The sequence below is a fragment of the Microbispora siamensis genome (assembly GCF_016863095.1).
GTDB lineage: Bacteria > Actinomycetota > Actinomycetes > Streptosporangiales > Streptosporangiaceae > Microbispora > Microbispora siamensis.
Genome location: NZ_BOOF01000034.1, coordinates 1 through 21,953 on the forward strand (window position 1 = coordinate 1; position 21,953 = coordinate 21,953).

Here is a 21,953-nt window from a genome sequence, read left to right on the forward strand (position 1 = left end):
GTCAACGCCGACAGCTCCGTTCAGGTCTGGCAGAACGGCGGCCCCAAGCCCAGCGGCGGCGACTGGTACTGGTTCCCCGGCGGACAGGTCGCCAGCGGTGTCGGCGTCGACGGCACCCGGATCCAGTTCGCCGACCTCAACGCCGACGGCCGGGCCGACTACCTCGATGTCGACCCCCAGAACGGCTCCACCCGGGCCTGGATCAACTTCGGCTGAAGACACCGCGGGACCGGACAGCCGCTGTCCGGTCCCGCACCCGAGAGCGCTGAAGGGGAGCAGCGGCGGCACTAGCCGGACAGGTCGCCCACCGCGTCGGCGTAGTACACCGACCCACCGAGGTGGAAGGCGACCTGGCGGATCGTCCAGCCCTCGCCGGGCGAGTGGTCGAGCTGGTCCGGGGTCAGCGCCTCCAGGCGGGCCGTCCAGATCCGGGCGAGCCGGGTGAGCCTGCTGCGGGCCTCGTCGAGGTCCTGCTCGGTGAACGGGGCGAGGTCGGCCGCAGTGGTGATCATCGACGCGTGCCAGTGGTCGGGCAGCGGCACGCGGCCGGCCAGCCGGTCCTCGATCTCCGCCAGGTGGTCCACGAGGTGGTCGGCCACCCGGCGGATCGCCTTGTGGGGGGTGTAGATCCGGTCGCCCGACGGCACCGGACGGCCGTCCCAGGCGGTCCAGGTCGCCGCCAGGCGGAGCACGTGGTCGATCATCTCGGTCACGACCCGCGCGGGCTCGCGGTCGTCGGTCAGCGGGGCGTCGGTCATGCGCGGCCTCCAGTGTGCGAGGGGATGTGCCGCGCAGGCTAGGGCCGCGGTGTTTCGATGCGCGCCGAAGCATCCCGTCGAGCGTTTTCCGGAAATGGGCGAACCATTCGGAGAACCCGGGCGTTGGCATCGAATGAAGGGTCCCGAACATCATCGAGGAGATCGATGGACCTGTCGATATCGCCGCTTTGGCGGTTTCCCTGCTCGCGCTCGTGGTGTCCGTCGTCACGGCCCTGCAGCAGACGAGGATGATGGGGAACTCGATCAGCTCCCCGTTCTGGTCGAACTCTTCCAGGAATTCCGGTCGACGGAATGGCGGCGACCCGCCTCGCGGCCACCACCCTGGGCCTGGCTTGGCCCACCTGATCGGCTGGGACAACATCGCAGCAGCCATCGACCACTACCGAGCCCATCCCGACCATGCCCTTCAGCTACTCGGTCTCACCGATTGAGAATGCATCGGCCCTGCCGTGTCAGCCGCCCGTGGCGACACGCGCCAGCGTCTGCGGGAAATCGGGAGGATACAGCCCCTTATTACCGATGGCGTACAAGACGCCCTCACGGAACTTCCTGCTGAATTCGGTGTAGTGCGGTGTGATCGGGCGGGGGCGCGCATTCTCCACAGCGTTCTTGAGTTCTTCACGGTAGGGGCGCGTGGCGTTCGTGTACGCATAGGTCCGGGTCGGGGCAAATCCCCCCACTTCAAACAGAATCAATTCGCTGGACGGGCTCGTGAGGAACTCGATCAGCGCCTGGGCCGCCTTCGGCTTGCTCGTCGACTTCGCTATGGCCAGATTCTGCCCGCCGAGCACGCTCGCGTGCGGAAGCCGCGCGACCTCGAGAGAGGGGAGGCCGTTCGGGGGCGTGGCCAGCTTGTCGTACGCCACGGGCCAGTTACGCATGACACCGGTCTTGCCGCTGGTGAACTCCTGGAGGGCCTCCTCTTCGGCGTCGCCCTCATCCTCCGGTTTCTTCCCTTTATAAACGTCCGCCAGATCCTTCAACGCGTCGCTGGCGTTCCGGTCGAAGTCGACAGCGCTGTCGTCAGGCGTCAGCACGAGCTGTCCGTCCGCGTTCACCACGTCGCCGCCGTGTGCCCAGATCGCCTCCAGCGCGGTGATCGTCAGGCTCTCCGAGCGGAACAGATGGGCCGCGTTGGCGGAACGGGGGAAGTAATCGGTCCAGCTCTCCGGGCGGGGCCCCTCCGAACGCCGGTAGAGCAACCCCGCATCGGTGTTCCAGGGCAGCGCCCATAAGGCCTTACCGTCTCCGCTCAGGTCCCTGCACGTGTCCAGGACGTTCTTGAGGAAGTCGTCGGCCTTCGCCTCCGGGGACCGCCGGGACTCGTCGAGCGGCCGTATGTAGCCGTTGCTGATGAACTCCTGCATGTAGACGACGTCGAGGACGTACAGGTCCGCCTGATGGTGCTCTTCCGCGTCCTTGACCATGCGCTCGTGCTGCTTGTCGGGCTCCGTGTCCGTGCCGGGGAGGAACTTCACCGGGTTGTCCGGGTGGGCCTGGTTCCACTGCTTCACGAGGATGTTCCGGACGTTGGCCGCGCCGCTTTCGTCCTTGGCGCTCATGATGTACAGCGGGCCCGGCTCCAGCCCGTCATTCGGGAGCAGCCGCGCGATCGGAGCGATGAGCGCGAGCGCGGCCAGGATGGCGACCACCCCGCTCGGCCTCTTCAGGGTCTTTCCCAGCCGGTTCAGCAATTCGAGAAAGCGGAGCTCGTCCTCGGTCTCGGGCCGCCTCAGGAGCAGCCTTGTCATCCATCCGAGGACGGTCAGGGCAAAAGCCGCGAACACGAGCAGAGCAGCCCCGAGGAGGAGTTTCGCCCACTCCCCGACATCGCCGGGAAAAGCCTGCGCCTCGTTCACCAGCACCGACCCGACCGCAGTGGAGAGGACGACGGGAACGATCGCCGCAATGATCACGAGGATGCGATAGGGCATTCTCAGCGGAGTGTTCCGGCTGTTCATCACCGTCCCCTTCTCCGGTGACCGTTCCGGGCTCCCGGACAGCCCGGACACCGGCGGCGGACTCGGTTTTCCGTTTCTGCCACAGGAGGGCAGACCTGTGTCCGGACCGCCTTCTCGATCACAATCATTTCTTATGTGCAGAGAATGATACATCCGGCACACACAGGAGAGCGCCTAACTCGGCGATGGTCGCATTCCGGAAATGGAGAAAGCCAATTTTCAGTCGGATGAATATGGTCATCGCTTCTCCGGGAGCCGGGCCGGGAGGCGGTGAGATCACATCTTGCCCGGCAGCAGGACCCGCGACTCCATCCCGGACAGGTCGCCCACCGCGTCGGCGTGGTACACCGACCCGCCGAGGCGACCGAGCACCCGGCGGATCGCCGCGTACGGGATGTGGATCCGGTCGTGCGGCGGCACCGGACGGCGGTCCCGAGCGGTCCAGGGCCCCGGGCGAGAACACCGGCGACATGCCCCCGCGGGTCGTGATGTGCCCTTTCCCCAAGGGCACGCAGGGGCCGGATTAGCGGGATCGCGGACGGGATAGGAGTGAGGCAGGTCACACGCCCGCCCCGGGGGGAGAACACATGCGGTCCACGTCGTCAGCGGTGAGCCGGGCGGCCGCCGGCGTGTACGCGGCCCTCGCCGCCCAGGTCGTCTCGGTGGCCGCGCTCGCCGTGTTCGAGGAGACCCGGGGCAGGCGGCTGGCCACGCAGATCGCGGCCTTCGGCGGCGATCCCGCCTCTCCCGCCGCCCGGACCGTCAGCGGCGCGGCGACGGCGTTCGCCGTGCTGGTCCTGGTGATGACCGGCGCCACCGTGGCGTGCGTCGCCGCCTACCTGTCCTGGCTGCGGCGGGTGCGCCCGGCCACGCCGCCGGTCGCGCTCGCGGCGGCGTGCCTCGTGCCCGGAGTCAACCTCGTGGTCCCGCCGTTCCTCGCCGATCTGGCCTGGCGCGAGGGCCCGGCGAGTCGCACGCGGCGAAGCGGCGGCTCTGTGCGTAGCGGCGGCATCGTGCGAAGCGGCGGCCTCGCGGGGAGCGAGCCGTACGGCGGCAGGGACCGGACCCGCTGGCTGGTCGTCCTCGCCTGCTGGTGGGTGAGCTGGCTGGCCGCGCTCGGGCTGGTGTTCGCCGGCCCGGCGCGGGACGGGCTGACCGGCCTCGGCACACCGCAGGCCGCCGCGGTCGCCGTCGCGGCGCTCCTGTGCGCCTCGGCCGTCCACGAGGTCACCGCCCGGCACACGGGCGCCGGGAGGAAGCGGGCGGCAGGGCCCGCCGCCCGGCCGCGCATCCGCCTCGGCCACGCCGAACGCCCGTCCGGCATGCCGGCGGCACCGGCGGCCGGCCCCCGCACGGACGACGGCGGGGAGGGTCACCGGCCTGGCGGCGGTCCCGAGCTGCCGGAGCTGGCGTGCCAGAGCCGCCGCTGGGGCGCGGCCGGATGGCCGGGGAACCGCCCCTCGCGTACGGCCGGCGGCGCCCCGTTGTCGGAGTAGGGCGACACCCGGAAGCCGTTGCCGTACTCGATGGCTCGTCCGCCCACCCCGGCGCCGGGCGCGGGCACCTCGCTGATCACCGCGCGTACGGCGTCGATGCCCTGGGTGCGCCACACGTGGTCGAGATCGGCGAGGTTCCAGCAGTGGACGGCGCGCAGCGAGACCGCCCTGCCCCCGGTGCGCCGCACTACTCCCCTGGCGGCCAGCAGCCACGAGCCGAACACGGTCGCGGCCGTGTGCGCCTGCACCGACTCGAAGAACGTCAGGTCGATCGGGCCGGTGGAGTCGTCCAGGGTGGTGAAGATGACCCGCTGCCCCGACCGCACGGCGGGCGTCTGGGTGGCGACCTTCACCCCCGCGACCAGGATCTCCGCGCCGTTGCGCTGCCGGACCAGGTCCCTGGCCCGGGTCACGCCCAGCGCGTCGAGCAGGTCGCGGTAGAAGTCCATGACGTGGCGGCTCACGTCCATGCCGAGGATCTCCAGCTCGGCCTCGACGGCCTCGGCCTCGGTCATCTCCGGCAGTTCGCCGGGCGTGACCCGATCGGTGAACCCCATCGGGAGCTGTCCCGCCGCACCCACCGGAGAGCCGCGGTCGAGCGCGCCGACCTGGGCGATCAGGTCCCGCCGGGTGAGCCGCCCCGGCCGCCAGCGCGGCTCCCCCGGCCGCAGGCCGTGCAGCGCGTCGAACCCGCCGACCTCCACGATCCGCTCGGCCACTGGCCGTGAGGGCCGGGCCCGCTCCCAGAAGTCGGCCAGCGAGGTGTAGGGCCGGCCCGCGACCATGCGGTCCACCTCGGCCTCGCTCACCCCCCGGACGGCCGAGAACGGCACCCGCAGGCCGTACCCGCGGCCGAACTCCCCGGGGCCGTCCTCCGCCGGACCCGTACGCTCGACCAGCCAGGTCTTCCCCGAGTGGTTGACGTCGAGGGGCAGGACGTCCACCCCGCACTGGCGGGCCTCGTCGAGGATGACCCGGCTCGGGTACATGCCGGGGTCGTGGGTGAGCACGCCCGCGAGGAACGCGGCCGTGTGGTGCCGCTTCAGCCAGGCCGACTGGTAGGTGGGCAGCGCGAACGCCGCCGCGTGCGCCTTGCAGAACCCGAACCCGCCGAACGCGTCGAGCACCTTCCACGCCCGCTCGACGACGTCGGGAGCGTAGCCGTTCTCCCTGGCGAGCGGCACGAACCAGGCGCGTACGGCCTCGCGGCCCTCCGGCGTCCCGAGGGCGCGGCGGGCCCGGTCGGCCTCCGACAGCCCCGACCCGGTCATGATGTCGATGACCTTCATGACCTGCTCGTGGAAGACGACCACCCCGTTGGTCTCCCTGAGCGCGTCGCGCAGCGACTCGTGCGGGTAACGCGCCTCGCGGAAGCCGTGCCTGGTCTCCAGGTAGGGCGTGACCATGTCGGAGTTGACCGGTCCCGGGCGGAACAGCGAGATGTCCACGATCAGGTCGTGCATCGTGCGCGGCTCCATCTTGGCGACCAGCTCGCGCTGCCCCGGCGACTCGATCTGGAAGCAGCCGATCGTGCGGCTGAGGCGGATCATGTCGTAGGTGTCCCGGTCGTCGCGCGGGACGGCGTCCAGGTCGATCCGCCGTCCCTCGACCCGCTCGACCTCCTGGAGCGCGTAGGCGAGCGCCGACTGCATGCGCACGCCGAGCACGTCGAGCTTGAGCAGGCCCGCCTCCTCGACGTCGTCCTTGTCGAACTGCGACATCGGGAAGTCCAGCAGGCTGCGCTCGACCGGCGTGCGGTCGCGCAGCGTGGAGTTGCCGATCAGGACGCCGCAGGGGTGCAGCGCGATGTGCCGGGGCAGCCCGTCGAGCCGCTCCGCCAGGCGGAACACGGTCTCCAGCGACCGGTCGTTCAGCCCGCTGTCGCGCAGTTCGGGCAGGTCGGACAGCGCGGCCCTGATCTGCCTGGCCCGCACCTGCGGGAACGCCTTGGCGATGACGTCGATCTCGTGCGGCGGCAGGCCCATGGCGGCGCCGACGTCCCTGATCGCGCTGCGGGCGCGGTAGGTCTCCATCATCGACACGCAGGCCACCCGGTCCTCGCCGTACCGGTCGAGGATCGCGCGGTAGCAGTCGAGGCGGCGGGCCGACTCCACGTCGATGTCGATGTCGGGCAGGCCCTTGCGGCCCTCCGACAGGAAGCGCTCCATCAGCAGGCCGTGTTCGAGCGGGTTCACCTCGCCGATGCCGATCAGGTAGTTGACCAGGCTGCCCGCCCCCGAGCCGCGGATCGCGCACCGCACGCCCATCGCCCGGATCATGTCCGTGATGCCGGCGACGGACGTGAAGTAGCCCGACAGCCGCTTCTTCTCGATCACATGGAGTTCGGCGGCGAGCCGGTCGCGGGCCTCGGCCGAGCGCTCCAGGCCCCGCCGCTCCAGTCCCTCCTCGCAGCGGCGCCGCAGCAGGGGCAGCGGGTCCTCGCCGACCTCCGGCAGGTGGAGCCGGGGCCGCTCGGGTTCGAGCAGGGGCACGATCTCGACGGGGTCGAGCACGCACCTGTCGGCCACGCGGCGCGTCTCGGCCAGCAGCCGCGCCGCCCGGCCGGTGTCGCCGCCGCAGATCCGCGCGGCCACCCGCGCCATCTCGGCGCCGTCCTTCAGGTACGCGTGGGCCGTGGGGTCGTCGAGGTGCCGCCCGTCGAGGGGCACCAGCTTGCGCGCCGCGTCGAGCACGTTGCCGACCTGGTGGTCGGCGGCGTCCAGGTAGCGGACCGCGTTGGTCAGCACGACAGGCACGCCCATCGAGTCGGCCAGCCCGATCATGCGGGCGGCGGTGTTCGCGTCGCGGTAGCCGTACAGGTCGGACACCTCGACGACCAGGTCGGGGACCACCGCGCGCCAGGCGGCCAGCAGGGCCCTGGCCTGGTCGTCGCGCCGCTCGGCCACCGCGCGGCCGACGCCCGAGCGGGGCCCGAGCAGCACGGTCAGCCGCGGCCCGCCGTCCGGGCCGGTCGCGTGCTCGGCCACCATCCCCGGCGTGACGTACGGCTCGCCGCGCTCCCCCGCCTGGTGGGCGGCCGTGACCAGGCGGCACAGCGACGCCCAGCCGCCGGTGCGCGCGAGCACGACGACCCGCGCCGGCTCGCCCGCCGTCCCCCGGCCGTGCCCGTGTCCGCTATGGCGGCCCCGCGGCGGGCGGGTGGACGGCAGGCCGCCTCCGAACAGGTCGTCCGACGAAGAACCCTTGTCGAGGGCGAGGTCCACGCCGACGACCGGGCGGACGCCCCGCTCGTGGCAGGCGATGACGTGCTTGATCGCGCCGTAGAGGCCGTCGCGGTCGGTCAGCGCCAGCGTGTCCATGCCGTGCTCGGCGGCCCGCCGGACGAGGGCGGCCGGGAACGCGGTGCCGTACCGCAGTGAGAAGGCGGACGCCACGTGCAGGTGGGCGAAGGCGTGCGTCACGGGCGCACCCCCGTCCGTCCCCCGGTCCGTCCTCCAGCGGCCCGTCCCCCGATCGTCGTGGGTGGCTGGAGCGTTCCCATCAGTCCCAGGCCCTCAGCAGGAGCCAGCCGCCGCTGGCGGTGTCGAAGCGCAGTTCATAGGTCCCGACCTCCTTGCCGGCCGCGGCGCCCAGCCGCCAGAAGCGCCGCTCGCCGGGATCGGCGTCCGAGGTCTTCCACCATTCCCTCGCGACCACCCAGTGGTCCTGGATCTCGCGGACGGTGTAGAGCCGGTCACGCCAGACGAACTGCGCAGGGTGCCCGTCCCGGACCCACACCTCGATCGGATCGCCGTAAAGTCTGCTCAAGACTCCTTCTCCCTGTGGCTTCGTGGCCACCCGGGGGAAGACGGGCGGATGATTCGGGCAGAATCGCCGCTACTTCGAACATACGTTCCCAGGAGATCGAACGCAAGTCGGCGCGGCCCGTTCCCGGGAACGAAAGCCCTGGAAGCGCGCCCGCCGGCGGATCACTCGCCGAGCCAGATCCCGCCGCCCCGGTAGGGCGGCCCCTCTTGTTCGGTGGTGTCCGCCACCGCCGCCCAGACGCGCGCCGCCCCCGGCTCCCTGGCAACGGCCGCCACCCGGGTGTGCCCGAGCGGGCCCGCCGGAAACGTCCCGTACGTCCACCGGCCGCCCGACAGGTGGCCGACCGCCGTGTTCCACTCGTTCTTGGAGTAGAACAGCCAGAACCCGCCCCGGCCGTCGGCCTCCAGCCCCACGTGGGGATCGAGCTCCGGCTCGGCCGGCAGGCTGTAACTCCACCGTCCGTTCTCACGCAGCAGGAACAGCGTGCGGCCGCAGTAGGTCACGTCCTCCTCCTGGGTGCCGCAGACCCACGCGACCCAGCCGACGGCCGCCACCCTGCCCGACTCGTCCACCGCGAGGTCCACGAGCTCGGAGAGCTGGTCGCGGTGCAGCGCGGGGACCGCGGGGAGCGGGACCGCGCTCCAGGACCAGCCGTTCCACCGGGCGAGGGCGGCCCGGCCGCGGCTGGAACCGGCCGCCCAGACCGCGCCACCGGGCAGGCCGTCCACGTCCTTGGCGACCAACGGCGGCCGTGCCGTGCGCCAGGCCGTGCCGTCCCAGTGCCGCAGATCCGCCCGGGAGCTCCAGGGCTCCTCGGCTCCCCCGGCTCCGTCCAGGAAGTTGGCGTTCACGACCGCCCACACGTCGCCGGGTGCCGCCGCGTGCACCTGCTTCAGGTCCGCGCCCGGGCCGGGCGCCGTGGTCCACCTCCGCCCGTTCCAGCGCGCGGCGGCCTCCTCCCCGAACAGCCACACGTCGCGGTCGGAGGAGGCGGCCACGGCGCGCGGCTCCATCGGCGGGATCGGGACCTCGCGCCACCGCTCGCCGTCCCCGCGCAGCAGCAGCGGTGACCTCGTCTCCGGCCCGCACGGCTCCCGCACGCGGGTGCCGGCCGCCCACACGGTTCCCTCGCGGGTCACGGCGAGGCCCGCGAGGCGGTCACGGTAGTCGTAGTAGGCGACGCGCCACCCGCCGCCCCGATCAGGGCTCGGCTCCGGCATGGGCGAGCCGGTCAGGCAGGAGGGCGAAGGCCGCTCCCGCGCGGCGGCCGAGGCGGCCGCGGCGTCGGTCTCGTTCCACGTCTCGAGATCCCGGGGCGTGGTCAACGCGCACGCCGCCGGCAGGACCATCGCGGCCAGCGCCGCCGCCACCCGCAGAATCCGCGTCCGCATAACCATAAGACGCGGCGGTCCGGCATCCGGTTCTGCCGGAACAGGAGGGGCCTGTTTGGCACTCGGGACAGGAGAGTGCTAACAGTATTGACGTCGCCGGCGCGGGCGCTGGGACCGAGCACTACGACGCGTACGCGGCGGCGGTGATCTCTACGCCGAAGACCGTGGACGCGCATCGGAGGTGTACTCGTCATGCGTTCAGTGAGCGACCTTCACCCCGCCCGTTTCCGCTCCGGCGGCCTGCGGATCGCCATGGTCGCCCCGCCCTGGTACGAACTGCCGCCCCGGGCGTACGGCGGCATCGAGGCCATGGTGTCCGACCTGACCACCGCCCTCGTGCGCCGTGGTCACACGGTGACGCTGATCGGCGCGGGACGCGCCGACACCCCGGCGGACTACGTCGCCACCTATCCGGAGGCCCCCTCGTCGCGCATCGGAGAGCCGCTGCCCGAGGTGGTGCACGCGGCGGCGGCCGCGGCCACGCTGGCCTCACTCGACGTCGACATCGTCCACGACCACTCCCTGGCGGGCCCGCTCACCGCGGCCTCCCGTACGACCCCGACGCTGGTGACCGTGCACGGCAGGATCGACGGCGACCTCGGCGAGTTCTACCGCCGGCTGGGCGGCGCCGTCTCGCTGGCGGCGATCTCCGGCTCCCAGCGGAGGTCGGCGGCCGACCTGAACTGGGCCGGGGTGGTGCACAACGCCGTGGACGTCTCGTCCTTCCCCTACCGGGAGGACAAGGAGGACTGGCTCCTGTGGCTGGGCAGGTTCAGCCCGGACAAGGGCGCCCACCTGGCCATCGACGCCGCCCGCGCCGCCGGGCGGCGGATCCTCCTCGCGGGCAAGCTGACCGAGCCGTCCGAGCACGAGTACTTCTCCCGGTTCGTCCGTCCTCGCCTGGGCGCGGACGCCGAGTACGTGGGCGAGGCCGACGCCGCCCGCAAGCGCGACCTGCTGTCGCGGGCGCGCTGCCTGCTGTTCCCCATCCAGTGGGAGGAGCCGTTCGGGCTGGTGATGATCGAGGCCATGGCGTGCGGCACGCCGGTGGTCACCCTGCGCCGCGGGGCGGCCCCCGAGGTCGTGGTGGACGGCGTCACCGGTTTCGTGCGCACCTCGCCGGACGAGCTGCCGGACGCGGTCGAGCGGGCCGGCGGCCTGGATCCCCGCGCCTGCCGCGCCCATGTCGAGCGGCATTTCGACGTCTCGGTCATGGCCGAGGGATACGAGCGCCTCTACCGGCAGGTGATCGCGGGGGCGGCCCTGCGGGACTGCACCCCCGCCCCGGCCCCCGCCTCCGCCCTCGCCGGCTGACCGGCGACCCGCTCCCGGCCCGACCCGCGCCCTGCCGTACGCGCGGCGGACGGGCCGGGAGCGCTCGGCGACTCAGACCGCGCGTTCCGCGTAGGCGGCCAGCAGCTGGGCCTGCGCGGTGTCGAAGTACGCGAGCAGCTCCCGCTCGGCCCGCTCGTGGTCGCCCTCGATCAGCAGCGTGGCGATGCGCGCGTTGTCTTCCAGGTAGGGCTCGTGGAAGGTCCTCAGCTCGCCCATCACATGGAAGGCCAGCCGCAGCTCGGCGAGCAGGCGTGCCATGGTCTCGTCCACGCGGGGACTGGCGAGCAGCGCGGCGATCGCGCGGTGGAACCGCATGTTGGCGGTGCCGACGGCCGCCCAGTCGCCGCTCTCCGCGGCCGCCTGGCCCTCCTCGACGTGGCGCCGCACCTCCCCCACGGCCTCGGGCGTGGCCGTGCCGGCCGCCCGCACGCCCGCCGTCTCCAGGATGCGCCGCATCGCGTAGATGTCCGCCACGTCGGCCGCGGCGAGCTTGCGGACGAAGACACCGCGGTGCAGCTCGTGCACCAGCAGGTTCTCGTGCGACAGCAGCCTGAACGCCTCTCGGAGCGTGTTGCGGGAGACGCCGAGCAGGTTCCCGATCGTCTCCTCCGACAGGCGGGTGCCCGGGGGCAGGGATCCGTCGATGACGTTCTCCCGCAGGACGTCGGCGACCAGCTCAGCGGCACTGGCCCGATCGAGCACCGGCCGAGCCGCGCTCAACCGTGCCGCCCAGTCCGCCATAGCCGTCATCGCCGTGACCCCTTCTCGACCGCCCGATCACTCCCAGCTTAGGCCGCGGCACGTCGGCCGAATTCCGCGATCACCATCGGATTTCGCGCGATCACACGCGGTTGTAGCGTGGAAGTAACCTACAAGAGGGTTGATGAATCGTTGAACAATCCTCTAGCTTCCAGGGGAGGTGAGCAAAGGAGTCTCGCATGAACCGACCCCCCGGCACCCAGACGGCTTCATCCGCGGGCATCACGAGCGGAGGGCGGCGCTCGGCGCTGCTCGGCGCGATGTTCCTCATGGCCACGAGCGCCATCGGCCCCGGCTTCATCACACAGACGACGACGTTCACGGCGCGGCTCGGGGCCGCGTTCGCGTTCGTGATCGTCGCCTCGATCCTCGTCGACATCGCCGTCCAGCTGAACGTCTGGCGGGTGATCGGCGTCTCCGGGATGCGCGCCCAGACGCTGGGCAACCGGGTGCTGCCCGGTTCGGGATATCTCCTGGCCGTCCTCGTGGCCTTCGGCGGCCTGGTGTTCAACATCGGCAACGTCGGCGGCGCGGCGCTCGGCCTGGACGCCCTCGCGGGGGTCGACGTCAAGATCGGCGGCACGGTGTCCGCCCTGATCGCCGTCGCCATCTTCCTCAGCAGGCGGGCCGGGGTGGCCGTGGACCGGATCGTCGTCGTCCTCGGCGTCGTGATGGTGGCGCTGACGCTGTACGTGGCGATCGTCTCCCACCCGCCGGTCGGCGAGGCCCTGCGGCAGACGGTCCTGCCGGACACGGTCGACTTCCTCGCCGTCACGACGCTGATCGGCGGCACGGTCGGGGGCTACATCACCTACGCGGGGGCGCACCGGCTCATCGACGCGGGCGTGACCGGGCCGCGGAACGCCGGGCAGATCACCCGAAGTTCGGTCACCGGCATCCTCGTCACCGGAGTCATGCGGGTGATCCTCTTCCTCGCCGCGCTCGGCGTGGTGGCCGGAGGATTCCGGCTCGCCGCGGACTCCGCGAACCCGGCCGCCGACATCTTCCGGAGCGCGGCGGGCGAGCTGGGCCTGCGGCTGTTCGGAGTCGTCCTGTGGGCCGCGGCCATCACCTCGGTCATCGGCGCCTCGTACACGTCGGTGTCGTTCCTCGCCAGCTTCTCGCCCCGCATGGACCGCTACCGATCGTGGATCACGGTGGCCTTCATCGTGGTCTCGACCGCGGTCTTCCTCCTCCTCGGCAAGGCCCCGGCCAACCTCCTGATCCTCGCCGGAGCGCTCAACGGCCTCATCCTGCCCGTCGGCCTGGCGGTGATCCTCTGGGTCGCCGCACGCCGCCGTGATCTCATGGGCGGGTACCGCTACCCTGTCTGGCTGCTCGGCGTCGGCGTGCTCGCCTGGGCCCTGACCATCTACCTCGGCTGGAACTCCCTCAGCGGGATCAGCGCACTCTGGAGCTGACGTGCCTCACCAGACCATGTGCATCGACCTCAACTCCGACCTGGGCGAGGGCTTCGGCCAGTGGAGGCTCGGCGACGACGACGCGCTGCTGTCGATCGTCACGAGCGCCAACGTCGCCTGCGGATTCCACGCGGGAGATCCGGTGATCATGCGGCGCACCTGCGAGACCGCGGCCGCGCGTGGCGTCGTGATCGGCGCCCAGGTCGGCTATCGCGACCTGGCGGGCTTCGGGCGGCGCTTCGTCGACGTGCCGCCCGTCGAACTCGCCGACGACGTCATCTACCAGATCGGCGCCCTGGACGCCTTCGCGAGGGTGGCGGGCACCAGGGTCAGGTACGTCAAGCCGCACGGCGCGCTCTACAACGCGATCGTGCACCACGAGGCGCAGGCCGCCGCGGTGGTCGCGGCCGTGCGGGCCTACGACCCCGGCCTGCCCGTGCTCGGCCTCCCCGGCTCGGCGTGGCTGCGCCAGGCATGCCAGGCCGGTCTCACCACGATCGCCGAATGCTTCGCCGACCGCGCCTACACCCGCGAGGGCAGGCTGGTGCCGCGCGGCGTGCCGGGCGCCGTCCTGCACGACCCCGCCCGGGTCGCCGAGCGCAGCGTACGCATGGCCAGGGGTGAGCCGATCGAGGCCGTCGACGGGACGCCGCTCACCATCACGGCGGACTCGATCTGCGTGCACGGCGACAGCCCCGGCGCCGTCGCCATGGCGCTCGAGGTCCGTGACGCGCTCAAGGCGAACGGCATCGGCCTGGCGCCGTTCGTCGAGAAGCCGTGAACGCACGGCTGCACCGCTGCGGCGAGCACGCGGTCCTGGTCGAACTCGACCGCCTCGATGAGGTGGTCGCCCTCTACGACGCCCTCGCGGCCGACCCCCCGCGGGGAATCGTCGACATCGTCCCCGCGGCGCGGACGCTGCTCGTCCGGTTCGAGCCGCCGGCGCGCCACGCCGAGGTGGAGTCCGCCGTCCTGGCCGTACGGCCGGCCGGTGGCCGCCGCACGACGACCGAGGAGATGGTGATCCCAGTGGTGTACGACGGCGACGACCTCGCCGACGTGGCCCGGCTGACCGGGCTCACCGAACGCGAGGTCGTGGCGGCGCACACCCGGACACCGTGGACGGTCGCCTTCTGCGGGTTCGCCCCCGGCTTCGGATATCTGATCGGCGGCGACCCCCGGCTCGCCGTACCGCGACGGCCGGAGTCGCGCGTGCGCGTGCCCACCGGCGCCGTGGGGCTCGCCGGGGAGTTCAGCGGGGTCTACCCCCGCGAGTCGCCGGGCGGCTGGCAGCTCATCGGGCGTACCGAGACCGTGGTGTGGGACATCGCGGCCGACCCGCCCGCCCTGCTGCGCCCGGGGGTCCGGGTGCGCTTCGCGGAGGCGTCGTGAGCAAGGCGGCCGTGAGCGAGGCATGGTGAGCGGGGCGACTGTGCGCGAGTTTCGGCGGGCGCTGGTGGTGCTGGCCCCCGGTCCCCTCACCACGGTGCAGGACCTCGGACGGCGCCGGCACAGCCATCTCGGCGTCGGGCGTTCCGGCGCCGCCGACCGGGGCGCGCTGCGGCTGGCCAACCGCCTGCTGGCCAATCCCGAGAACGCCGCCTGCCTGGAGGTCACCCTGGGCGGGCTGAAGGTGCGCGCCTCCGGCGACCTGCTCGTGACGCTCACCGGCGCGCCCTGTCCGGCCACCGTCACCGACGCCGAGGGGCGCACGCGCGGCATCGGGCACGCGTCGGTCGAGCGCCTGCCCGACGGGGCGACACTGCGGCTCGGCGTGCCGCCCCGCGGGCTGCGGACCTATCTGGCGGTCCGCGGCGGGATCGACGTCCCCGAGGTGCTGGGGTCGCGGGCCACCGACCTGCTCTCCGGGCTCGGCCCGGAGCGTCCGGCGCCCGGATCGGTGCTCCCGGTCGGGCCGGCGCCGGCGGAGTTTCCCGCGGCCGATCTCGCCCCGGTGCCGGAGCCGGAGTCCGGCGTCCTCATGCTGGACGTGATACCGGGACCACGCCACGACTGGTTCACGCCCGGGGCGCTGGCGGCCCTGTGCGCCGAGCCGTACGAGGTCACCCCGCACAGCGACCGGGTCGGCATGCGGCTGCGCGGGCCGCGCCTCGAACGCGCACGCGACGGGGAACTGCCGAGCGAGGGCATGGTCCCCGGCGCGCTGCAGGTGCCGCCGTCGGGACAGCCGACGCTCTTCCTCGCGGATCACCCGGTGACCGGCGGATATCCCGTCATCGCGGTGGTGCGCGATCACCACGTCGACCGGGCGGCACAGGCCCGCCCCGGGCAGCGGATCCGTTTCCGGGTGGCCGGAGACCGACGACTCGTCGACCACAGGAGGCTCTGATGGGACTCGACCCCGCACGTCTGACCCCTCGCGAGGCGCGGGAGCTGTTCCGGGGAGGGCTGGTCACGCCCACCTCCGGCTGGGCCGCGGGATGGGCGCAGGCCAACCTGATCGCGCTGCCGAGGGACAGGGCGTACGACTTCCTGGTGTTCGCGCAGCGCAACCCGCGCCCCTGCCCGGTGCTCGCCGTCACCGAGCCGGGCGAGCCGTTCGCGTCGATCTTCGACGGCGACCTGCGCACCGACCTGCCCGCCTACCGCGTCTACCGGGACGGCGAGCAGGTCGCCGAGGTCACCGATGTGACGTCCTACTGGCGCGACGACCTGGTGGGCTTCCTCATCGGCTGCAGCTTCACGTTCGAGGCCGCGTTGCTGGAGGCCGGCGTCCCGATCCGCCACATCGAGGCGGGCACGAACGTGCCCATGTATCTGACCGACCGGCCGTGCGTCCCGGCGGGCGAGCTTTCCGGGCCCCTCGTGGTGTCGATGCGCCCGATCCCCGCCGAGCTGGTGCCGGCCGCAGTACGGGTCACCTCGCGCTATCCGGCCGTGCACGGCGCGCCGGTGCACGTCGGCGACCCCGCCGCGCTGGGCATCGCCGACCTCGCCACGCCCGACTTCGGCGACCCGGTCGAGGTGCGCGACGGCGAGCTGCCGGTCTTCTGGGCCTGCGGGGTGACGCCGCAGGCCGCGGTGATGCGGTCGCGGCCGCCGTTCGCCATCGGCCACGCGCCCGGCCACATGGCGATCACCGACGCCCGCGACAGCGCCTACCTGGTCCCCTGACGGTCCCGGTCAGTCGCCGGCGCGGCGGACGAGGGGGTTGGCGGCGGTGGAGTTGCGGATGCTGAAGGTCACGCTGCCGGCGCGGTAGCGGTCGTCGGAGCACTCGACGGGACGGCCCTCCTGGGTGGTGGTGACGCGGCGCTGGCGCAGCAGGGGACTGCCCCGCCGCACGCCGAGCAGCCGGGCGTCCTCGCTGCCTGCCGCCACCGCGTCGATCAGGTGCTCGCCGTACGCGAAGACGAGGCCGACCGACTCGTAGAGTTCCTGGGTCACCGACTCGCAGTGGGGGTCGAGCCGCTCGACGGCGGGGGCGATCCAGCCGGCGTAGACGGTGCGCTCGACCAGCACCGGTTCGCCGTCGAGCCGCCGCAGCCGCAGCACGTCGAGCACCTCATCCCCCGGCTCCAGCGACAGCCGTACGGCCTCGGAGGGCGAGCACGGGCGGCGCTGGGAGGACAGCACGGTGCCGCTCGCGCGGTAGCCCATCGACCGGGCCCACTGCGCGAAGCTGTGCAACTCGGCGAAGCTCTGGCTGCGCTCGCTGCCGAGCACGATGCGCCGCGCGCCCTGCCGGGACCCGACCAGCCCCTCGGCGGCGAGCAGGGCGACGGCCTGGCGGACGGTCCCGCGCGCCGCCGAATACCGTAAGGCCAGCTCAGCCTCGGAGGGAAGCTGAGCGCCTATCCGGTAGTCCCCCCTGACGATGGCATCCCGCAAGTCACTCGCGATCTGTTCGTAGCGCGCCATCGTGCTGAGCCCTTCCGTTCACGCGACTGACATCGATATGCGACTTACTAGCTCTGGCTTGTTTGTACAAGTTCGCCTAAGTTCGATCCACGCACCACAGTGGGAGGGACCGTTGTCCACACGTACCGCCGGCCTCGTGGCCGCGCTCACGATAACCACCTCAGTGATCGCGGCATGCGGCGCCGCCCCCACGAACGCCGGCGGCGGCTCGGGATCGGGTGATTCCAAGGCAGCCTCCGCGACCTCCGCCCAGGACTTCGGCGGGCTGGACAAGCTGGTGGAGGCCGCCAAGAAGGAAGGGCAGCTCAACACCATCGCGCTGCCGCCGGACTGGGCCAACTACGGCGAGGTCATCAAGGCGTTCGAGGCCAAGTACGGCATCAAGATCACCAACGACAACCCCGACGGCTCCAGCCAGGACGAGATCAACGCGGTCAAGACCCTCAAGGGCCAGGGCCGCGCTCCCGACGTGCTCGACCTCGGCAGCGCCTTCGCGCTCAGCGGCGCCCAGGAGGGCCTGTTCGCGCCCTACAAGGTGCAGAGCTGGGACAAGATCCCCGACGGGCAGAAGGAGCCCGGCGGCGCCTGGTACTACGACTACGGCGGCTACATCTCCATCGGCTGCGACGCCAAGCGGGTCAAGACCTGCCCCCAGACGTTCGCCGACCTGCTCAAGCCCGAGTACAAGGGCATGGTCGCGCTCAACGGCGACCCCACCAAGGCCGGCGCCGCCTTCGCCGGCGTGTACGCCGCCTCGCTCGCCAACCAGGGCTCGTTCGACGACATCCAGCCCGGCATCGACTTCTTCAAGAAGCTCAAGCAGAACGGCAACTTCAACCCGGTCGAGGCCACTCCCGCAACGGTCGAGAAGGGCGAGACCCCGATCACCCTCGACTGGGACTACCTGCAGGCCAGCTACGCCAAGGAGTTCTCCTCCAAGGGCGTGGACTGGAAGATCGCCATCCCCGCGGACGGGCAGTACGCCAACTTCTACGCCCAGGCGATCAACAAGTGGGCGCCGCACCCCGCCGCCGCCCGCCTGTGGCAGGAGTTCCTCTACAGCACCGAGGGCCAGAACCTGTGGCTGAAGGGCTACGCCCGCCCGGTGCTGCTGCCCTCCATGCAGCAGGACGGCAGCGCGGACGCCGCCATGGTCGCCCAGCTCCCCAAGGTCGAGGGCACCCCCACGTTCCCCACTCCCGACCAGGTCAACAAGGCCAAGGAGGTCCTGGCGAGCGGGTGGGGCGCGGCGGTCTCGGGCTGAGATCGTGCGCGACAGCCGTACGCGGTCGAAGAGCCGGTGGGCGGCCCTGCCGCTGCTGGTCTTCGTCGTCATCGTCTTCGGCGTGCCGATGCTGGTCCTCCTCGGTGGCACGTTCACCAAGGAGGGCACGCTCAGCACCGCCAACCTCACCGAGTCGCTCCAGGGCGCGTACCTGACCGCCCTGGCCGGGAGCGTCAAGCTCTCGGCGCTCGTGGCGGTGCTGGGCGGGGTGCTCGGCACCTTCCTCGCCCAGGCCGTGGTGACCTCCAGGTTCCGGGCACTGCGCGAGGCGGTGCTGACCGCCTCCGGCGTGCTGGCCAACTTCGGCGGCGTGCCGCTGGCCTTCGCCTGGATCGCCACGCTCGGCAATTCGGGCGTCGTCACCACCACCCTCGGCCTCGGCGCCCACGGGTGGAGCCTGTACAACTTCTGGGGTCTCACCCTGGTCTACCTGTACTTCTCCATCCCCCTTCAGGTGCTCACGGTCGTGCCCGCGCTCGACGGGCTGCGCCCGCAGTGGCGTGAGGCCGCGCAGAACAACGGCGCGAGCACCTGGCAGTTCTGGCGGTACGTCGGGATCCCGGTGCTGACCCCTGCGCTGCTCGGCGGGGTCGTGCTGCTGTTCGGCGGCGCGTTCTCGGCCTACGCCACGGCGCAGGCCATGGTCGGGTCCACCGTCCCGTTGGTCACCCTGAAGATCGCCGACGCGCTCACCGGCAACGTCCTGATCGGCCACGAGAACGTCGCGCTGGCCCTCAGCCTCGACATGATCGTGGTCGCGGGCCTGGTCATGGCCGTCTACCTCCCGCTGCAGCGAAGGAGCGCCCGATGGCTTCGCTGACTCCCCAGGTTTCCACACAGCTCGCCCCTGCCACGGCGCCCGGGCGGGGCGGCCGGCCGCGGCGTCCCCGGGTGTGGCGCGGCGTGGTCCTCGTGCTCGCCGCCGTCTACTTCCTCGTCCCGCTGATCGCGTCGTTCGTCTTCACCGTGAAGGCGCCCGACCAGGGCTTCTCGCTCGACGCGTACGGCCAGATCTTCTCCGCCGAGGGCTTCGGCGGCAGCCTCCTGCTGTCGCTCGGGCTCGGCGTCGCCACGATCGTGCTGGTCCTGCTGCTGACGCTGCCCGCAGCGGTGGCCGTACGGCTCGGCGCGCCGGGGCTGCGGCCGGTGCTCGAGGTGGTCTGCACGCTGCCGCTGGTGGTGCCCCCGATCACGTTCGTGGCCGGAATCAGCACCGTGCTGCGGTGGGGGCCCGACTACCTGGCGAGCACGCCCCTCTACCAGACGATCATCGCCGTGCAGAACCCGGACTTCCCGGTGGTGCTCGTGCTCGCCTACGTCGTGCTGGCGCTGCCGTTCGCCTACCGCTCGCTCGACGCGGGCCTCGGCGCGATCGACGTGCGCACGCTGTCGGAGGCGGCCAGGAACCTCGGGGCGTCGTGGCCCCACGTGCTGCTGCGGGTGATCATCCCCAACATGCGGTCGGCGATGGCCAGCGCGTCGTTCCTCACGCTGGCACTGGTGCTCGGGGAGTTCACGATCGCCCGGCTGCTCAGCTTCCAGACCTTCCCCAACTGGATCTACCGGATCTCCGGCTCACAGGCGCAGGTGTCGGTGGCCGTCTCGGTGTTCAGCCTGCTGATCACCTGGCTGCTGCTGCTCGCCCTGTCGTCCGCCGGTGCGAGGCAAAGGAGTGGATCATGAACGGCGCCCGGGTCGAGTTCCGCGGCCTGCGGCGGCGGTTCGGCAGCACGGTCGCGCTGGACGGGCTCGACCTCACGGTGGAGCCCGGCGAGCTGATCGCGCTGCTCGGCCCGTCGGGGTGCGGCAAGACCACCGCGCTGCGCTGCCTGGCCGGTTTCGAGCAGCCCGACGAGGGCGAGGTGCTGGTGGACGGCGCCGACATCACCCGCGTGCCGGCCAACCGGCGCGACGCCGGCATGGTCTTCCAGTCCTACAGCCTCTTCCCCAACCTCAACGCGAGGGACAATGTGGGCTTCGGCATGCGGGTGCGCAAGGTGCCCGCCGCCAAGCGGCACGCCCGCGCGCAGGAACTGCTGGAACTGGTCGGCCTGCCCTCGGTCGGCGACCGCTACCCCCACCAGTTGTCCGGCGGCCAGCAGCAGCGCGTGGCGCTGGCCCGCGCGCTCGCCCTGGAGCCCAGGGTGCTGCTGCTGGACGAGCCGCTGTCGGCGCTCGACGCCAAGGTGCGGGTCACGCTGCGCGAGGAGATCCGCCGCCTGCAGCTCTCCCTCGGCATCACGACGATCTTCGTGACGCACGACCAGGAGGAGGCGCTGTCGATGGCCGACCGGGTCGCCGTGCTGCGCGACGGCCGCCTGGAGCAGGTCGCCGACCCCGCCACCTTGTACGACCGGCCGGCGACCCCGTTCGTCGCCGAGTTCGTCGGGGCGATGAACCACCTGCCCGGCCTGGTGTCGGGCGACCGGGTCACCGTCCTCGGGCAGACGCTGCCCGTGGAGGGCCAGGCGCCGGACACGGCACAGGCGGACGTGCTGGTGCGGCCCGAAGCCGTGCTGGTCACACCCGACGCCGAGGGCGACGGGATCGTCATGGTGTCGTCGTTCCGCGGCTCCACCGCCCGCCTGCGGGTCCGCCTGGGCGACGGCACCGAGGTGCTGGCCGACGTCCCCGGGCACGACTCGGCGCGCTTCGCGCCCGGCACCGCCGTACGGGTCGGGCTGGTCGAGCGGCCCGTGCTCGTGTCGGCCCGTTCGGAGACCGGAGCCGCGGCGGCGGTCCCCGAACCCGATGTCGTCTAGAGAGTGCGGCCCGGCGGCGGTCCTGTTCGACATGGACGGCACGCTGGTGGACACCGAGGACCTGTGGTGGGACGCCTGCGTGGAGGTCGCGGCCGGCCTGGGCTCCCCTCTCGGGGAGGCCGACCGGGAGGCGCTGTTCGGCCTGTCGGTCGAGGACGCCGCCCTGCACATCACAGCCGCCCTGGGCACTGCCGAAGCTCCCGGGGCGCGGGCCGTCGAGGCCCTGCTGACGGACGCGTTCACCGACCGGCTCGAGAACGGGGTGACCACGCTCCCCGGCGCGGTCGCGTTGCTGGAGGCCCTGTGCACGGCCGGGATCCCGGCCGGGCTGGTCAGCGCGTCCCCACGTCCGGTCGTGGACCTGGTGCTGGAGACCGTCGGCGAGCACCGCTTCCGGCTGTCGGTGGCCGCCGGGGACAGCGTCAGGAACAAGCCGGCGCCCGATCCGTACCTGGCCGCCGCCGCGCGGCTCGGCGTCGATCCGGCGGCGTGCGTGGCGGTCGAGGACAGCCCGACCGGCGTCGCCTCGGCCCGGTCCGCCGGGTGCGCCGTCATCATGGTCGGCTCCTCGGGCGCCGTCAGCGGGGTGACGGCGGTGCCGACGCTGGAGAGCGTCGACGTGCCGCTACTTCGCCGGCTGGTCTCCCATCCCGGGACGGTTACTCCACGGACCTAAGTTCCCTTTGGGTATCGTCGCAGCATGCGCGTCATGAACACCGTGAAGACCGGTTGCGACGACCCCAAGGACGTCTACTCCGCCGCCTGCCCGTGCCGCAACATGCTCGACCTGCTGGCCAACAAGTGGAGCGCGCTGGCCCTGGGCGCCCTGGAGGACGGGCCGCAGCGTTTCGGCGCGCTGCGCGCCCGCCTCCAGGGCGTCAGCCCCAAGGTGCTCACCCAGACCCTGCGCCGCCTGGAGGACCACGGCCTCGTCCACCGCGACGTGTATCCGGAAGTGCCGCTGCGCGTGGAGTACAGCCTCACCCCGCTGGGCCGGGACGCCAACGTCCCGCTCGCCCACCTGCGGACGTGGGTGGAGCGGAACATCGACCGCTTCCCCGACCCGGATTAGCCCCCTCACCTGGATGGTTCCCAAAGGGAACTCGTGTCCCTT

The 21,953-nt window shown here is 72.2% G+C and carries 21 protein-coding genes; 13 read left to right on the forward strand and 8 right to left on the reverse strand.

The genetic code is table 11. The features are described 5' to 3' along the window. On the forward strand, nucleotides 1–216 hold a 216-nt coding region (locus Msi02_RS27500; protein ID WP_204050951.1), incomplete at its 5' end, for a hypothetical protein. 71 nt (nucleotides 217–287) lie between these two features. Here Msi02_RS27500 and Msi02_RS27505 read toward each other — a convergent pair. The 6 genes from Msi02_RS27505 to Msi02_RS27530 form a co-directional block, all read right to left on the reverse strand. Then, a complete protein-coding gene (locus Msi02_RS27505) occupies nucleotides 288–758 on the reverse strand; it encodes a hypothetical protein (RefSeq protein WP_204050952.1) in 471 nt (156 codons plus the stop codon). A 473-nt stretch (nucleotides 759–1,231) separates the two neighbouring features. Continuing rightward, a complete protein-coding gene (locus tag Msi02_RS27510) occupies nucleotides 1,232–2,740 on the reverse strand; it encodes an extracellular solute-binding protein (protein ID WP_204050953.1) in 1,509 nt (502 codons plus the stop codon). Nucleotides 2,741–3,016: 276 nt separating this feature from the next. Continuing rightward, nucleotides 3,017–3,160 carry a hypothetical protein gene (locus Msi02_RS27515; protein ID WP_204050954.1) on the reverse strand — a complete coding sequence of 48 codons (144 nt, stop codon included), beginning with the start codon at nucleotides 3,158–3,160 and terminating at the stop codon, nucleotides 3,017–3,019. Between the two features lie 952 nt (nucleotides 3,161–4,112). Beyond that, nucleotides 4,113–7,658: a DNA polymerase III subunit alpha gene (locus Msi02_RS27520; RefSeq protein WP_204050955.1), complete on the reverse strand. Its 3,546-nt coding sequence runs from the start codon at nucleotides 7,656–7,658 to the stop codon at nucleotides 4,113–4,115. Nucleotides 7,659–7,737: 79 nt separating this feature from the next. After that, a complete protein-coding gene (locus Msi02_RS27525) occupies nucleotides 7,738–8,004 on the reverse strand; it encodes a DUF6504 family protein (RefSeq protein WP_079314666.1) in 267 nt (88 codons plus the stop codon). A 161-nt stretch (nucleotides 8,005–8,165) separates the two neighbouring features. Continuing rightward, a complete protein-coding gene (locus tag Msi02_RS27530; RefSeq protein WP_204050956.1) occupies nucleotides 8,166–9,395 on the reverse strand; it encodes a hypothetical protein in 1,230 nt (409 codons plus the stop codon). A gap of 192 nt (nucleotides 9,396–9,587) precedes the next feature. On the opposite strand from Msi02_RS27530, the gene Msi02_RS27535 reads away from it, so the two are divergent. Beyond that, complete coding sequence (locus Msi02_RS27535; protein ID WP_204050957.1) at nucleotides 9,588–10,709, forward strand: glycosyltransferase family 4 protein; 1,122 nt, start codon at nucleotides 9,588–9,590, stop codon at nucleotides 10,707–10,709. A gap of 72 nt (nucleotides 10,710–10,781) precedes the next feature. On the opposite strand, the gene Msi02_RS27540 is transcribed toward Msi02_RS27535, so the two are convergent. Beyond that, entirely contained in the window at nucleotides 10,782–11,480 is a 699-nt protein-coding gene (locus tag Msi02_RS27540) for a GntR family transcriptional regulator (protein WP_204050958.1), read from the reverse strand. Between the two features lie 188 nt (nucleotides 11,481–11,668). Here Msi02_RS27540 and Msi02_RS27545 point away from each other — a divergent pair, with 188 nt between their 5' ends. Genes Msi02_RS27545 through Msi02_RS27565 form a run of 5 tightly spaced genes read left to right on the forward strand, consistent with a single transcriptional unit; the run spans nucleotide 11,669 to nucleotide 16,045 of the window. Continuing rightward, nucleotides 11,669–12,910, forward strand: a complete 1,242-nt coding sequence (locus tag Msi02_RS27545; RefSeq protein ID WP_373308317.1) for an NRAMP family divalent metal transporter — start codon at nucleotides 11,669–11,671, stop codon at nucleotides 12,908–12,910. A 16-nt stretch (nucleotides 12,911–12,926) separates the two neighbouring features. Beyond that, on the forward strand, nucleotides 12,927–13,691 hold the full coding sequence (locus Msi02_RS27550; protein WP_079314727.1) for a LamB/YcsF family protein: 765 nt from the start codon (nucleotides 12,927–12,929) through the stop codon (nucleotides 13,689–13,691). Then, nucleotides 13,688–14,302: a 5-oxoprolinase subunit B family protein gene (locus Msi02_RS27555; RefSeq protein ID WP_204050959.1), complete on the forward strand. Its 615-nt coding sequence runs from the start codon at nucleotides 13,688–13,690 to the stop codon at nucleotides 14,300–14,302. Before Msi02_RS27550 ends, Msi02_RS27555 begins: the two co-directional genes overlap by 4 nt. A 22-nt stretch (nucleotides 14,303–14,324) precedes the next feature. After that, nucleotides 14,325–15,260 (forward strand): 5-oxoprolinase subunit C family protein, encoded by a 936-nt coding sequence (locus Msi02_RS27560; RefSeq protein ID WP_204050960.1) that lies wholly within the window; start codon nucleotides 14,325–14,327, stop codon nucleotides 15,258–15,260. Then, nucleotides 15,260–16,045 (forward strand): putative hydro-lyase, encoded by a 786-nt coding sequence (locus tag Msi02_RS27565; RefSeq protein ID WP_204050961.1) that lies wholly within the window; start codon nucleotides 15,260–15,262, stop codon nucleotides 16,043–16,045. The genes Msi02_RS27560 and Msi02_RS27565 overlap by 1 nt, the downstream gene beginning before the upstream one ends. Before the next feature lie 9 nt (nucleotides 16,046–16,054). Here the strand turns inward: Msi02_RS27565 and Msi02_RS27570 are convergent, their stop codons facing one another. Next, entirely contained in the window at nucleotides 16,055–16,792 is a 738-nt protein-coding gene (locus Msi02_RS27570; RefSeq protein ID WP_204050962.1) for a GntR family transcriptional regulator, read from the reverse strand. A 112-nt stretch (nucleotides 16,793–16,904) separates the two neighbouring features. On the opposite strand from Msi02_RS27570, the gene Msi02_RS27575 reads away from it, so the two are divergent. Genes Msi02_RS27575 through Msi02_RS27600 form a run of 6 tightly spaced genes read left to right on the forward strand, consistent with a single transcriptional unit; the run spans nucleotide 16,905 to nucleotide 21,911 of the window. Next, complete coding sequence (locus Msi02_RS27575; RefSeq protein ID WP_239108757.1) at nucleotides 16,905–18,056, forward strand: ABC transporter substrate-binding protein; 1,152 nt, start codon at nucleotides 16,905–16,907, stop codon at nucleotides 18,054–18,056. A gap of 4 nt (nucleotides 18,057–18,060) precedes the next feature. Continuing rightward, nucleotides 18,061–18,897: an ABC transporter permease gene (locus Msi02_RS27580; protein ID WP_239108758.1), complete on the forward strand. Its 837-nt coding sequence runs from the start codon at nucleotides 18,061–18,063 to the stop codon at nucleotides 18,895–18,897. Next, nucleotides 18,885–19,760, forward strand: a complete 876-nt coding sequence (locus Msi02_RS27585) for an ABC transporter permease (RefSeq protein WP_204050963.1) — start codon at nucleotides 18,885–18,887, stop codon at nucleotides 19,758–19,760. The genes Msi02_RS27580 and Msi02_RS27585 overlap by 13 nt, the downstream gene beginning before the upstream one ends. Then, the gene (locus Msi02_RS27590; RefSeq protein ID WP_204050964.1) at nucleotides 19,757–20,839 is read left to right on the forward strand and encodes an ABC transporter ATP-binding protein; all 1,083 of its coding nucleotides are present in this window, start codon (nucleotides 19,757–19,759) and stop codon (nucleotides 20,837–20,839) included. The genes Msi02_RS27585 and Msi02_RS27590 overlap by 4 nt, the downstream gene beginning before the upstream one ends. Then, complete coding sequence (locus tag Msi02_RS27595; RefSeq protein WP_204050965.1) at nucleotides 20,829–21,515, forward strand: HAD family hydrolase; 687 nt, start codon at nucleotides 20,829–20,831, stop codon at nucleotides 21,513–21,515. Before Msi02_RS27590 ends, Msi02_RS27595 begins: the two co-directional genes overlap by 11 nt. Nucleotides 21,516–21,539: 24 nt before the next feature. Next, nucleotides 21,540–21,911 (forward strand): winged helix-turn-helix transcriptional regulator, encoded by a 372-nt coding sequence (locus Msi02_RS27600; RefSeq protein ID WP_239108759.1) that lies wholly within the window; start codon nucleotides 21,540–21,542, stop codon nucleotides 21,909–21,911. The last annotated feature ends 42 nt before the right edge of the window (nucleotides 21,912–21,953 follow it).

Excerpts from the sequence above, each read along its gene's own strand:
- Msi02_RS27505 (WP_204050952.1), bottom strand. The coding sequence starts at position 758 with ATGACCGACGCCCCGCTGACCGACGACCGCGAGCCCGCGCGGGTCGTG.
- Msi02_RS27510 (WP_204050953.1), bottom strand. The coding sequence starts at position 2,740 with ATGAACAGCCGGAACACTCCGCTGAGAATGCCCTATCGCATCCTCGTG.
- Msi02_RS27530 (WP_204050956.1), bottom strand. The coding sequence starts at position 9,395 with ATGCGGACGCGGATTCTGCGGGTGGCGGCGGCGCTGGCCGCGATGGTC.
- Msi02_RS27535 (WP_204050957.1), top strand. The coding sequence starts at position 9,588 with ATGCGTTCAGTGAGCGACCTTCACCCCGCCCGTTTCCGCTCCGGCGGC.
- Msi02_RS27540 (WP_204050958.1), bottom strand. The coding sequence starts at position 11,480 with ATGACGGCTATGGCGGACTGGGCGGCACGGTTGAGCGCGGCTCGGCCG.
- Msi02_RS27545 (WP_373308317.1), top strand. The coding sequence starts at position 11,669 with ATGAACCGACCCCCCGGCACCCAGACGGCTTCATCCGCGGGCATCACG.
- Msi02_RS27550 (WP_079314727.1), top strand. The coding sequence starts at position 12,927 with ATGTGCATCGACCTCAACTCCGACCTGGGCGAGGGCTTCGGCCAGTGG.
- Msi02_RS27560 (WP_204050960.1), top strand. The coding sequence starts at position 14,325 with ATGGTGAGCGGGGCGACTGTGCGCGAGTTTCGGCGGGCGCTGGTGGTG.
- Msi02_RS27565 (WP_204050961.1), top strand. The coding sequence starts at position 15,260 with ATGGGACTCGACCCCGCACGTCTGACCCCTCGCGAGGCGCGGGAGCTG.
- Msi02_RS27570 (WP_204050962.1), bottom strand. The coding sequence starts at position 16,792 with ATGGCGCGCTACGAACAGATCGCGAGTGACTTGCGGGATGCCATCGTC.
- Msi02_RS27585 (WP_204050963.1), top strand. The coding sequence starts at position 18,885 with ATGGCTTCGCTGACTCCCCAGGTTTCCACACAGCTCGCCCCTGCCACG.
- Msi02_RS27590 (WP_204050964.1), top strand. The coding sequence starts at position 19,757 with ATGAACGGCGCCCGGGTCGAGTTCCGCGGCCTGCGGCGGCGGTTCGGC.
- Msi02_RS27595 (WP_204050965.1), top strand. The coding sequence starts at position 20,829 with ATGTCGTCTAGAGAGTGCGGCCCGGCGGCGGTCCTGTTCGACATGGAC.
- Msi02_RS27600 (WP_239108759.1), top strand. The coding sequence starts at position 21,540 with ATGCGCGTCATGAACACCGTGAAGACCGGTTGCGACGACCCCAAGGAC.